Here is a 12,097-nt window from a genome sequence, read left to right as displayed (position 1 = left end):
GGCCTACGCGGGCCTGGCGTGCACCACCAGCTTGGGCGTGAAGTACTGGAGCACCTCGCCGCGCTGGTTGAGCGTGCGGCAGCGCATCGTCACCATCGCGCGGCCGGGCTTGGAGCGCGAGGGCGTGATGTCGAGCACCTCGCTCACCACGTGCAGCACGTCGCCGGGCCGCGTCGGCTTGGGCCACTGCAGTTCGCCGCCCGAGCCGATGATGCCTTCAGCCAGCGGAATGCCGCTTTCCACCATCAGCTTCATGGTGAGCGCCGCCGTGTGCCAGCCGCTGGCCGCAAGGCCGCCGAAGAAGGTGTCCTTCGCGGCCTCTTCGTCGGTGTGGAAAGGCTGCGGATCGAACTGCGATGCAAAGGCCTTGATCTGCGCCGCGTCCAGCGCGTGTTCGCCGCTCTGGAAGCGGTCGCCGACCGACAGGTCTTCGAGATACAGCGCGCGCTTGGCGTCCGTGTCGTCAGGGAGTGCCGCCATGGGAGTTCCTTGTAGTGCCTGCGCGCATTCTCGAACAAGCGCTCAGACGCGCTCGAGAATCGTGGCAATGCCCTGCCCGCCCCCGATGCATTGCGTGGCCAGCGCATAGCGGCCCTTCTCGCGCGCGAGCAGCGACGCCGCCTTGCCCGTGATGCGCGCACCGGTCGCGCCCAGCGGGTGGCCGATGGCAAGGCCGCCGCCGTCGAGATTGATCTTGGCCGCATCGAGGCCGAGATCGCGGATGCAGGCCAGCGCCTGCGACGAGAAGGCCTCGTTCAGTTCGATCACGTCGAGGTCGGCGGCCCCGAGCCCGGCGCGCGCCAGCGCCTTGCGCGTTGCGGGAATCGGGCCGATGCCCATGACGGCCGGATCGACGCCCACGGTCGCGAACGACCGGATGCGCGCGAGCGGCTGCAGGCCGTGCTTCGCGGCGAAGGCATCGCTGGTCACGAGCACGGCGGCGGCGCCGTCGGTGAGCGGCGAAGAGGTGCCGGCCGTCACCACGCCATCGGCACGGAACGCCGGCTTGAGGCCCGCCAGCGCCTCGGCCGAGGTGGCCGGGCGGATGCAGCCATCGACATCGACCACCTCGCCCGAAGCCAGGCGCACCGGCACGATCTCGCCCGCCAGGCGCCCTTGCGCGCGCGCGGCGGCGGCCTTGCGGTGCGACTCGACGGCGAAGGCCTCCTGGTCGGCACGGCTCACGTTCCAGCGCTGCGCGACGTTCTCGGCGGTGTCACCCATCGAGATGTAGGCATCGGTGCTTTCCTTCAGCTCCGGGTTCGGCGAGAAGTTGAAGCCGCCCTGCGGCACCATCGTCATCGACTCCACGCCCACGCACAGGAAGGCCTCGCCCATGCCCGCCTCGATCTGCGCCGCGGCAATGTGCACCGCCTGCATCGACGAGCCGCAGAAGCGGTTCACCGTCATGCCGCCCACCTCGTGCGGCAGGCCGGCCAACAGGCCGACGATGCGCGCGAGGTTGTTGCCCTGCGAGGCCTCGGGGTAGGCGCAGCCCAGGATGATGTCTTCGAGCAGCGCGGGATCGAGGTCGGTGCGCTGCAGCAGGCCGCGAACCACGCCGGCGGCCAGCGTGTCGGGGCGCACCTCGGCGAGCACGCCCTTCTTCGCGAAGTGGAAAGGCGAGCGCGCATAGGCGGAAATGACGGCTTTCATGGGAACGCTCCTTGATCAAAACCCTACCATCCAATCGGTAGGCAACGAGGTCAAAAAATAGGCACGCGCTGCGTGCCCGCGATGCCGCCCGGCGATCAGCCAGGCAATGAACTCCTGAGCTGCGCAATGGCCTCGTCGAAGTCCTCGACGCGTCCCGTCATGCGCGATGCGAGCAGCGCGCCCTGGCACACCGCAAACACATAGGCCGCCTGCGATGCAAGCGATGCACCCTTCTTCTGCCGGGTCGGCGCCAGCGTGCCCAGCACGCCGGTGAGCCACAACACCTGCGTGTTGCGCAGTTCCTGCACGGCCTGGCGCAGTTCCTTGTCGATGCAGTCCCAGCCGGGCGTCAGTGCCCCCGCGGGACACATGCCCGAGCCCGCCTTGAGCGTGTCGCGGTACATGCGGAAATAGGATTCGAGCGCGTCCTTCGGCGTGCGCACCCGCACCGCGTCCCAGTCCTTGAAGAGCTGCGTGGCCTGGCGGATCACCGCGATGCCGAGCGCTTCCTTGGTCGGAAAGTGGTGGTACAGGCTCGCCTTGCGGATGCCGACCGCATCGGCCACGTCCTGGAAACTGAAACCCAGGTAGGAGCGCGTTTCGATCAGGTGCCGCGCCACCCCGAGGATCTGCTCCCGGGTGCTGCCGGCGGCGAGTGCAGTCGAGGAGGCGATGGCGCTGCTCATCTACCTACTATAAGGTAGGGAAATTGAGCGCGCAAGCCGCAGGGTCAATCGGCCTTGATGTTCGCGGCCTTCACGATGCGCGCATTGCCTTCGAACTCCGAGGCGATCTCCGCGGCGAAGGCCGAGGGGCTGCCTCCGGTCGGCACGTTGTCGGTGGCCGTGAGCTTGGCGCGCAGCTCGGGGCTGGCCAGGGCCTTGTTGATCTCGGCGTTGTACTTCTCGATCAATATGGGCGGCGTGGCCGCGGGCGCAAAGACGCCGAACACCGAATTGATGTTCGCCGCCTTGAAGCCCAGCTCGCCCAGCGTGGGCACCTGCGGCAGGCTCTCGAGCCGCGCCGGCGCACCCACGGCCAGCGGACGCAGCTTGCTCGACCGGATGTGCGAAGTGAGCGTGGGGCTCGCGTTGCTCGAGAGAATCTCGAACTGGCCGCCAAGCGCATCGTTGAGTTGCTGGCCGCCGCCCTTGTAGGGCACGTGCGTGATGTCCACGCCCGTGGCCGCCTTCACCTGCTCGAGCACGATGTGGCCGAGCGATGCCGGCCCCGAGGTGGCCCAGCGCACCGCGCCGGGCTGTGCCTTGGCATCGGCGATCAGCGCGCGGAAGTCGCGCGCCCTGCTGGCCGGCGTGGCGATCAACAACACCGGCGAATACATCACGCTCGCCACCGGTGCGATGTCCTTCAGCGGATCGAAAGGCAGCTTGCCGAGGTGCGGACTCAGCACCAGCGGGCTGATGGCCGAGAAGCCCAGCGTGGCACCGTCGGGTGCCGCCTTGGCGACGGCATCCATGCCGATGGCGCCACTGGCGCCGGCGCGGTTGTCGACCACCACCGTGGTGCCCATCTGCGCGGCGAGCCTGTCGCCGAGCGCACGCGCGACCACGTCGCTGACGCCGCCTGCGGGATACGCCACGATGAGGCGGATGGTCTTGGGAACGGCCTGGGCCTGGGCCACGGCGGCAGTGCAGAGCGTCGCGGCGGCGAAGAGCCACGAAGGCTTGAACGGAAAATACATGATCTCGAAAAAAGCTGAACGGATCAGCCATTCTGAACCAGGCGCGCGAGCGTCATCGCATTGCCCACCGCCGCGCCGCCCGCGGTGTTGTCGAGGATGCACCAGCACGCGGCGCCCTCCTCCCGCGCTTGCATCAAGCGCTGTGCGAGCCGCGCGAGCAGCGCATTGTCGTAGGCCGACCAGTAGCGCCGCGGCGATCCGTGCAGCCGCAGATAGACGAGGCCGGGCCATCCGCCGGGCGCGGCCGCTTCGTCGAACAGCACCGGATCGGCCAGCACCCGCCCGATGCGCCAGCGCGCCAGCAGCGACTCTGCCGCGGGCACGAACCAGCTGCGGTGCCGCGGCTCCAGCGCCACCGCCCCGCCGTGCCTTCGCCGCAGGTCGGCAAGGAACCGGCGGACCACGCGCTCGTCGAAGACCAGGCTCGGCGGCAGCTGCACGACCAGGCAGCCGAGCCTCTCGGCCAGCCCCATGGCCTGCGCCAGGAATTCATCGAAGGCCGGCATTGCGCCGGCCAGCCGCCGTTCATGCGTGATGGCCTTGGGCAGCTTGACCGCGAAGCGGAAGTCCGGGGGCGTGCTCGCGGCCCAGCGCGCGTAGGTCTCGCGCCGGTGCGGGCGGTAGAACGAGGTGTCGATCTCGGCCGCGCCAAAGCGCTGTGCATAACGCTGCAGGTGCGAGCCCTCGGGCGGGAACTCGCTCCACAGCGCGCGCGGCAGGCTCCAGCCCGCGCAACCGATGCGCTGCGATGCGGACAGCGGCTCAGCCGCGTGGATGGTGTGCGGCATGCAGTTGCTTGAGCCGTTCGCGCGCCACGTGGGTGTAGATGGTGGTCGTGGAAATGTCGGCATGGCCGAGCAGCAGCTGCACCGCGCGCAGGTCCACGCCGTGGTTCAGCAGGTGCGTGGCGAAGGCATGGCGCAGCGTGTGCGGCGACAGCGGCACGTGGATGCCGGCCGCGGCGGCCTGCTTCTTCACGATGATCCAGAACATCACGCGCGTCATGCCCGCGCCGCGCGCGGTCACGAACAGGTCGGGCGTCTGCTGCCCATCGAGGATGGCGGGGCGCGACTCTTCCAGGTAGCGCTCGATCCAGCGCCGCGCCTCGCCGCCGAAGGGCACGAGGCGCTCCTTGCTGCCCTTGCCGAGCACGCGCAGCACGCCGTCGTTCAAACTCATGTCGATGACCTTGAGCGCCAGCAGCTCGCTCACGCGCAGGCCGCTCGCATACATCAGCTCGAGCATCGCGCGGTCGCGCAGGCCGAGCGGGGTTTCCACGTCGGGTGCGGCCAGCAGGTCGTCCACCTGTTTTTCCGACAACGTCTTGATGGCCCGCGGCATCTGCCGCGCGGGCGCAAGCCGGATGCTCGGATCGGCCGCGATGCGGCGCTCGCGCAGCGCCCAACGGTAGTAGCGCTTGAACACCGTGAGCCGCCGATTGGCCGAGGTGGCCTTGCCCTTGGTCGACAGGCGCGCACCCATGTAGGCCTGCAGGTCGGACTCCTGCGCCGTATCGAGCGCGCCGCCGCTGCGCTGTCTGCCAAGCCACTGCGCGAACAGCGCGAGGTCGCGGCGGTAGGCGGCCAGCGTGTTCTTCGACAGCCCGTCCTCGAGCCAGAGGGCATCGATGAAGTCGTCGATCTCGGGGGTTTGTGTGGCGGCGGCCTCGGTCATGCGCTGCAAGATAACAAAAAGAAAAGCCGCCCGTGGCGCGGGCGGCTTCGGCAGGGTTGGCGAGGCTCAGTCCAGCTTGAGCTTCTGCTTGGCGACGACCTGCTTGTAGACCTCGTATTCGGCCTTGATCTGCGCGGCGAACTGCTCGGGCGTGTTGGCCACGATCAGCGAACCCGTGTCTTCGATGCGCTTCTTCACGGCCGGGTCTTCCACCGCCTTCTTCACGCCGGCGCTGATCTTGTCGACCACTTCCTTCGGCAGGCCCTTGGGGCCGAGGATGCCGTAGTACGCCATGCGGTTGACCGGCTCGAGCCCTACTTCCTTGAAGGTCGGCACGTTGGGCAGCGCGGCCAGGCGCTGCGGCGCCGACACCACGATGGGCACCAGCCGGCCGCTCTGGATGAAAGGCATGGCCGAGGGGATGTTGTCGAACATGATCGGCACCTGGCCGGCCACCACGTCGTTGAGCGCAGGGCCCGCGCCGCGGTAGGGAATGTGCGTGACGAAGGTGTTGGTGAGGCTCTTGTAGAGCTCCATCAGCAGGTGGCCGATGCCGCCCGTGCCCGACGAGGCATACGAGTACTTGCCGGGGTTCTTCTTGAGCTCGGCCACGAACTCCGCGTAGTTCTTGGCCGGGAAGCTCGGGTTGACCGCAATGATGTTGGGTGTGGCCGCGATGTTGATGATCGGCGTGAAGTCGTTGATCGGGTCGTACGGCACCTTGGGGTTGATGGCCGGGTTGGCGGCCGTGCTCGATACCGTGGCCACGCCCAGCTTGTAGCCGTCGGGCGTGGCGCGCGCCGTTTCGGCCGCGCCCACGATGCCGCCGCCGCCCGCGCGGTTGATCACCACCACCGGCTGGCCCAGCACCTTGCCGAGCGGGTCGGAAATCACGCGCGCCACGATGTCGGTCGTGCCGCCCGGAGCAAAGGGCACGCTCAGTTCGACCGGCTTGTTCGGGTAGCCCTGCGCGAAGCTCTGGCCCGCAGCCGCGACCAGCGCGGCGGCTCCCACCATGGCGCCCCATTGACGACGTTGCATCTATAACTCCTTGATTGACTGATTGATTGTCGAAAAACCAAAGCCCCGGATGCTAGCGGCTTCGCACCTCGCCGGTGCTGTGGATTACCCATGGTCCGCCGCGGTTTATGCTCGAGGCGGTGAACTTCGCACAGCTGCTCTTTCCGGATTTTTCGCTCATTGCCATCGGCTGGCTGCTTTGCCGCTACACGGCGCTCGACCGCCGCGTCTGGGACCAGGTCGAAAGCCTGGTCTACTACTTTCTATTTCCGGTGCTGCTGTTCCACTCCATCGTGCGCAGCCCGCTCGATTTTGCCGCCACCTCGAGCCTGCTCACTGCGGGCGTGGGCATCGGCCTCAGCGGCATCGCGATGGCCTACGCGCTGCCCCATGTGCCCGGCCTGCGCTCTCACATCGACCGCCGCGACCATGCGGCCAGCGCGCAGATCGGGTTCCGCTTCAACTCCTTCATCTGCCTTGCGCTCGCCGAGCGGCTGGCCGGTGCGCAGGGCCTGTTGCTGATCGCGGTGCTGATCGGCGTGTGCGTGCCGATGTTCAACATCGCGGCCGTCTGGCCGATGGCGCGGCATGCGCAGAGCGGCTTCGCGCGACAGCTGGTGCGCAATCCGCTGATCGTCGCCACGCTGGCCGGTCTGCTGGCCAACGTGCTGGGCTTCACCGTTCCGAACTGGGCCACGCCCACGCTCGCGCGCATCGGCGCCGCATCGCTCGCGCTCGGCCTGCTGGCCGCCGGCGCGGGCATGCAGTTCGCGAGCCTGGGGCGCGGCAAGGTGCTTGCGGTGTCGGTGCTGTCCATACGGCACCTGCTGCTGCCGCTGGTGGCGTGGGGCCTGTCTCTCGCGCTGCGGCTGGACGCAACACAGGCCGCCGTGCTGATGGCGTTTTCCGCCGTGCCCACGGCCTCGAGCGCCTATGTGCTGGCGGCGCGCATGGGCTACAACGGTCCGTACGTGGCGGGTCTCGTGACCCTGTCCACGCTGCTGGGCGTGGCGAGCCTGCCGTTTGCGCTGGCGCTGCCGCGCTGAGTTGGTTCAGCGCCCGGGGCGCTGCGCCAGCGCCCACGCCACGTGCTCGCGCACCAGTTCGCTCGGGTCCGATGCCCGCGTGGCCAGTGCCTCTGCGGCGCCGCTCTCGCCCGCGCGCAGTGCGTTTCCGAGGGCCACGGCGATGTTGCGCAGCCAGCGTTCATGCCCGATGCGGCGGATCGGGCTGCCCTCGGTGAAGCGCAGGAAATCTTCCTCGCTCCAGGCAAAGAGCGCGGCCAGCGACTGGCCGGTCAGCCCTTCGCGCGCATCGAAGTCGGGCAGCGCGCTCTTCTTCGCGAACTTGTTCCAGGGGCAGATCAGCTGGCAGTCGTCGCAGCCGTAGATGCGGTTGCCCATCAGGGGCCGAAGCTCCAGCGAGATCGGGCCGCCGTGCTCGATGGTGAGATACGAAATGCAGCGCCGCGCATCGAGCCGGTATGGCGCGACGATGGCCTTTGTCGGGCACACGTCGATGCAGGCGCTGCAACTGCCGCAGTGCGCGCTGACCGGCTCGCTCTCGGGCAGCGCCATGTCGACGTAGATCTCGCCCAGGAAGAACATCGAGCCCGCGCTGCGGTCCAGCACCAGCGTGTGCTTGCCGCGCCAGCCCTGGCCGCTGCGCGAGGCAAGCTCGGCTTCGAGCACCGGCGCCGAATCGGTGAAGGCGCGATGGCCGAACGGGCCCACTTCCTCGGCGATGCGCGCAGCCAGTTTGGCCAGCCGCGCACGCATCACCTTGTGATAGTCGCGGCCGCGCGCATAGACCGAGACGATGGCTTCGCCGGGGCGCGCGAGGCGATCGAACTCCACGGCCTGCCAGTCACCCGGCGGCGTGCCGCGCGGCAGGTAGTCCATGCGCGCCGTGATGACGCTCACCGTGCCCGGCACCAGCTCGGCCGGCCTGGCGCGGCGCGTGCCGTGCGTTGCCATGTATTTCATCTCGCCATGGAACCCATGGGCCAGCCATTGCATCAGACCTTCCTCGGCGCTCGATAAATCGACACCCGCGATTCCGATTTGGGAGAATCCGAGTTCCCGGGCCAATGCCTGAATACGAGCAACGAGTGGATGGCTGACGATCACTTGCCGATTGTAGAAACGCCGAAGAATGCCGGCCGCACGCTGCACTGGCGCAGCGAGGACGACACCGGCGCCTTCGCGCGCGCGCTGGCGGCCTCGCCCGCGCTGCGCGATGCATTCATCGCGCTGCACGGCGACCTCGGCGCCGGCAAGACCACCCTCGTGCGGCACCTGCTGCGCGCGCTCGGCATCGAGGGCCGCATCAAGAGCCCGACCTATGCCGTGGTCGAGCCGCACGAAGCGCCCGACGGCCTTGCCATCTTCCATTTCGACTTCTACCGCTTCAACGATCCGCGCGAGTGGGACGACGCCGGCTTCCGTGACATTTTCGCGGGACCGGGCCTCAAGCTCGCGGAGTGGCCAGAAAACGCTGCCGGCCGCACACCAATTGCCGACCTCGCTATTAAAATAGAAGCGATGACAGACGACACACGCAGCGTGACCCTCCTGGCGAACACTCCCCGCGGCAGCGACCTGCTGACGCAGCTCGGCGCATGAAGGCCAGCGGCCTCAAACGGCGTGTGCTGCTGCAGGGCGGCAGCATCGCGCTGATGCTCGGCGTGCACCAGATCGCGCGCGGCGCCACCATCCTCGCGGTGCGCGTGTGGCCCGCGGCCGACTACACGCGCGTGACCATCGAATCCGACGCGCGGCTGCATTCGCAGCAGCTGGTCGTGGGCAGTCCGCCGCGGCTGGCGGTGGACATCGAAGGCATCGACCTCAACCCCGAGCTGCGCGACCTGGTCGGCAAGATCAAGCCGGGCGACCCGTACATCAACGGCCTGCGCGTCGGCCAGAACGCACCCAAGGTGGTGCGCATCGTGTTCGATCTCAAGCAGGCCGTGGTGCCGCAGGTGTTCTCGCTGGCGCCCATTGCCGCGTACAAGCACCGGCTGGTGCTCGACCTCTACCCCGAAAAAGCCATCGACCCGATGGAAGCGCTGATCACCGAGCGCCTGCGCGAAGCACCGCGCGGCAGCAGCTCCGGCGGCAACAACGGTGCCGTGGCGAGCGCGCCCGCGGTGCCGCCGCCGGCCGCGCCCTCCTCGGGCCTCGCACCCGACGGCGGGCCGCCGATTCTCGTGCGGCCTTCGCCCAACGTGCCCGCGCCGCGCCCTGTGCCCGACAGCATCGCACCATCTCCGGCCCGCCCGCCGGCCACGGCGGCCGGGCCCGCACCCGACCCGCTGGGCGAGCTGATGGCGCAGCAGTCGACGCGGCCCGGCCCCGTCGTGCCGCCCGCACCGCCCATTGCGGCTGCCGTACCTGCGGCACCTCCCGCGCCCGTCGCGTCCGCGCGCGGCGGCGCCACCGCAAGCCGCACCGACCGCATCATCATCGTGGCGCTCGATCCCGGCCACGGCGGCGAAGATCCGGGCGCCATCGGCCCCAACGGCACGCGCGAAAAAGACATCGTGCTGCAGATCGCGCACCGCCTGCGCGACCGCATCAACGCCAGCAGCGTCAACGGCAACCCGATGCGCGCGTTTCTCACGCGTGACGCCGATTTTTTTGTGCCGCTGGGTGTGCGCGTGCAGAAGGCGCGGCGCGTGCAGGCCGACCTCTTCGTGAGCATCCACGCCGATGCGTTCACCACGCCCGCCGCGCGCGGCGCGAGCGTCTTTGCGCTCAGCCAGAGCGGTGCCTCGAGCAGCGCCGCGCGCTGGCTCGCCAACAAGGAAAACGAAGCCGACAAAGTGGGCGGCGTGAACGTCGGCAACCATGAAGTGCAGGTGCAGCGCGCGCTGCTCGACATGAGCACCACGGCGCAGATCAACGACAGCCTCAAGCTCGGCGGCGCCATGCTCGGCGAGATCCGCGGCATCGGTGCCCGGCTGCACAAGCCCGCGGTCGAGCAGGCCGGCTTCGCGGTGCTCAAGGCGCCCGACATTCCCAGTGTGCTGGTCGAAACGGCATTCATCAGCAACCCCGAAGAAGAAGCGAACCTGCGCAGCGTCAGCTACCAGGAGAGCCTTTCCGATGCGCTGATGCGCGGCATCCAGCGCTACTTTGCGCAGAACCCGCCGCTCGCGCGCAGCCGCCAGCTCTAGGCTCGCTCGCCCTGCTGTCCCACGCCGAGCGGCCCGTGGCAACGCACAGCCAGGCGCGGCAGGCTCCTACACGGCGGGGTGGTGCCTTTTGTCCATCATGGCTGCATCACTCTAGAAAGGTGGACACCATGATGATGAAGGCACGAATCTGGATGACCGCGGCAGCGGCAACCGCGGTCATGGCGCTGGCGGGTTGCGCATCCGGTCCCAACCAGAACCTGGGCACCGGCATTGGCGCGCTTGGCGGTGCGGCGGTGGGCCACGCCATCGGCGGCAACACCGGCAGCACGCTGGGTGGTGCAGCCATTGGTGGTGTGATCGGCAATCAAGTGGGTCGCAGTGTGGACGAACGCAACTACTACGAGAGCCAGCGCGCTTATCCGCCGAGCGGCTATTACCCCTACAACGGGCCGAGATACTGATCCGATTCCACTCTCATCGGAGCGCGCCACGGGCGCGCTTTTTTTTTTCCGGTACCGATCAAGCCTTCGAAGGCAATTGCGCGCGCGCCTTCTCTGCGCGCGATGCACGCCAGGCACCGAAGATCGCGATCAGGCCCGGCACGAAGATCAGCGCCCAGATGATCTTGTCCAGATGCTCGCGCACGAACGGCAGGTTGCCGAAGAAGTAGCCCGCCGTCGCGATGCCCAGCACCCAGATCAGCCCGCCCACCACATTGAACATGGTGAACTTCGCGCGGCTCATCTCCGCCACGCCGGCCACGAAGGGTGCGAAGGTGCGAATGAAGGGCATGAAGCGCGCAAGGATGATCGTGATGCCGCCATAGCGCTCGTAGAACGCGTGGGCCTGGTCGAAGGCCTTGCGGTTGAAGAAGCGCGAGTCCTCCCACTTGAAGACCTTGGGCCCGAAGTAGCGGCCGATGCTGTAGTTGCACTGATCGCCCAGGATGGCCGCGGCAATGAGCACCGCGCAAGCCAGCGGAAAGCTCATGAGCCCCACGCCGCACAGAGCGCCCACGATGAACAGCAGCGAATCGCCGGGCAGGAAGGGCATCACCACCGCGCCGGTCTCCACGAACACGATCAGGAAGAGCAGCGCATAGACCCAGGGGCCGTAGGCCACGACGAAGGCCTCGAGGTGTTTGTCGACGTGCAGGATGAAGTCGACGAGAAAGCTGATGATTTCCATGGTCGCGGATTATCCTTGCTGCGCGCCGCATGGCGTCCCATGACGAATTCGGAGATCCAACATGACAGGTCGATACATCCAGATCGAGGCCACCGACGGCAGCGGCACGTTTCGCGGCTACCTGGCCGTGCCACGCTCGGGCAGCGGCCCCGGCCTCGTGATTGCGCAGGAGATCTTCGGCATCAACCACACGATGCGCGAGGTGGCCGACTACTACGCCGAGGAAGGTTACGTGACGCTCGTGCCCGACCTGTTCTGGCGCCAGCAGCCCGACGTGGAGCTCGGCTACAGCGAGGCCGACTGGCAGCGCGCCTTCGGCTTCTACCAGGGCTTCGACGAGGCCCGTGGCATGGAAGACATGCAGGCCTCCATCAGCGCGCTGCGTGCCCGGCCCGAAGTGAGCGGCGCCAAGGTCGGTGTGCTCGGCTTCTGCCTGGGCGGCAAGCTGGCCTACCTGGCGGCCTGCCGCACCGACGCGGACGTGTCGGTGGGCTACTACGGCGTGGGCATCGAGGCCGCACTCGACGAGGCCGACCAGATCAAGCGGCCGCTGACGCTGCACATCGCAGAGCTCGACAAGTTCTGCCCGCCCGGAGCCCGCGAGCGCATCGTGCAGGCGCTGCGGGGCCGCCCCGGCGTGACGCTGCACGTCTACCCCGGCGTCGACCATGCCTTCGCCCGCGCCGGCGGCGAGCACTTCCACAAGCCCTCGGCCCTCA

14 protein-coding genes are annotated in these 12,097 nt (G+C 68.3%); 5 read left to right on the top strand and 9 right to left on the bottom strand.

What is annotated here, in order from left to right:
• Window positions 1-3: 3 nt before the first annotated feature.
• The 7 genes from FB547_RS29850 to FB547_RS29820 all read right to left on the bottom strand — a co-directional run bounded on the left by FB547_RS29850 (window position 4) and on the right by FB547_RS29820 (window position 6,073).
• Window positions 4-480 (bottom strand): MaoC family dehydratase, encoded by a 477-nt coding sequence (locus FB547_RS29850; RefSeq protein WP_145747245.1) that lies wholly within the window; start codon window positions 478-480, stop codon window positions 4-6.
• Between the two features lie 42 nt (window positions 481-522).
• On the bottom strand, window positions 523-1,656 hold the full coding sequence (locus FB547_RS29845; protein WP_145747244.1) for a thiolase family protein: 1,134 nt from the start codon (window positions 1,654-1,656) through the stop codon (window positions 523-525).
• Window positions 1,657-1,751: 95 nt separating this feature from the next.
• Window positions 1,752-2,342 carry a TetR/AcrR family transcriptional regulator gene (locus FB547_RS29840; protein WP_145747243.1) on the bottom strand — a complete coding sequence of 197 codons (591 nt, stop codon included), beginning with the start codon at window positions 2,340-2,342 and terminating at the stop codon, window positions 1,752-1,754.
• 44 nt (window positions 2,343-2,386) lie between these two features.
• Entirely contained in the window at window positions 2,387-3,358 is a 972-nt protein-coding gene (locus FB547_RS29835; RefSeq protein WP_145747242.1) for a Bug family tripartite tricarboxylate transporter substrate binding protein, read from the bottom strand.
• 23 nt (window positions 3,359-3,381) lie between these two features.
• Window positions 3,382-4,146, bottom strand: coding sequence for a DUF72 domain-containing protein (locus FB547_RS29830; RefSeq protein WP_145747241.1), 765 nt, complete (start codon window positions 4,144-4,146; stop codon window positions 3,382-3,384).
• Window positions 4,121-5,032 carry a site-specific tyrosine recombinase XerD gene (xerD, locus tag FB547_RS29825; RefSeq protein ID WP_145747240.1) on the bottom strand — a complete coding sequence of 304 codons (912 nt, stop codon included), beginning with the start codon at window positions 5,030-5,032 and terminating at the stop codon, window positions 4,121-4,123. Before xerD ends, FB547_RS29830 begins: the two co-directional genes overlap by 26 nt.
• Before the next feature lie 66 nt (window positions 5,033-5,098).
• Window positions 5,099-6,073 (bottom strand): tripartite tricarboxylate transporter substrate binding protein BugE, encoded by a 975-nt coding sequence (locus tag FB547_RS29820; RefSeq protein WP_145747239.1) that lies wholly within the window; start codon window positions 6,071-6,073, stop codon window positions 5,099-5,101.
• A gap of 107 nt (window positions 6,074-6,180) precedes the next feature.
• Here FB547_RS29820 and FB547_RS29815 point away from each other — a divergent pair, with 107 nt between their 5' ends.
• The gene (locus tag FB547_RS29815; RefSeq protein WP_145747238.1) at window positions 6,181-7,098 is read left to right on the top strand and encodes an AEC family transporter; all 918 of its coding nucleotides are present in this window, start codon (window positions 6,181-6,183) and stop codon (window positions 7,096-7,098) included.
• 6 nt (window positions 7,099-7,104) lie between these two features.
• Here the strand turns inward: FB547_RS29815 and queG are convergent, their stop codons facing one another.
• On the bottom strand, window positions 7,105-8,181 hold the full coding sequence (gene queG / locus FB547_RS29810) for a tRNA epoxyqueuosine(34) reductase QueG (RefSeq protein ID WP_145747237.1): 1,077 nt from the start codon (window positions 8,179-8,181) through the stop codon (window positions 7,105-7,107).
• Here queG and tsaE point away from each other — a divergent pair.
• The 3 genes from tsaE (at window position 8,167) to FB547_RS29795 (ending at window position 10,651) form a co-directional block, all read left to right on the top strand.
• Complete coding sequence (tsaE, locus tag FB547_RS29805; RefSeq protein ID WP_145747236.1) at window positions 8,167-8,676, top strand: tRNA (adenosine(37)-N6)-threonylcarbamoyltransferase complex ATPase subunit type 1 TsaE; 510 nt, start codon at window positions 8,167-8,169, stop codon at window positions 8,674-8,676. The two genes, queG and tsaE, sit on opposite strands and share 15 nt — an antisense overlap.
• Window positions 8,673-10,229, top strand: coding sequence for an N-acetylmuramoyl-L-alanine amidase (locus FB547_RS29800; RefSeq protein ID WP_145747235.1), 1,557 nt, complete (start codon window positions 8,673-8,675; stop codon window positions 10,227-10,229). The genes tsaE and FB547_RS29800 overlap by 4 nt, the downstream gene beginning before the upstream one ends.
• 131 nt (window positions 10,230-10,360) lie before the next feature.
• On the top strand, window positions 10,361-10,651 hold the full coding sequence (locus FB547_RS29795) for a glycine zipper domain-containing protein (RefSeq protein WP_225613234.1): 291 nt from the start codon (window positions 10,361-10,363) through the stop codon (window positions 10,649-10,651).
• A gap of 58 nt (window positions 10,652-10,709) precedes the next feature.
• Here FB547_RS29795 and FB547_RS29790 read toward each other — a convergent pair whose 3' ends face one another.
• A complete protein-coding gene (locus FB547_RS29790) occupies window positions 10,710-11,378 on the bottom strand; it encodes a DedA family protein (protein ID WP_012748562.1) in 669 nt (222 codons plus the stop codon).
• 61 nt (window positions 11,379-11,439) lie between these two features.
• Here FB547_RS29790 and FB547_RS29785 point away from each other — a divergent pair.
• The coding region (locus tag FB547_RS29785) for a dienelactone hydrolase family protein (RefSeq protein ID WP_145747234.1) at window positions 11,440-12,097 on the top strand (658 nt) is incomplete at its 3' end.

Origin of the sequence: Variovorax beijingensis (assembly GCF_007828835.1) — a bacterium.
Classification (GTDB): domain Bacteria; phylum Pseudomonadota; class Gammaproteobacteria; order Burkholderiales; family Burkholderiaceae_C; genus Variovorax; species Variovorax beijingensis_A.
The sequence above is the reverse complement of the archived record's forward strand: the minus strand, read 5'-3'. Positions and strand labels throughout refer to the sequence as shown.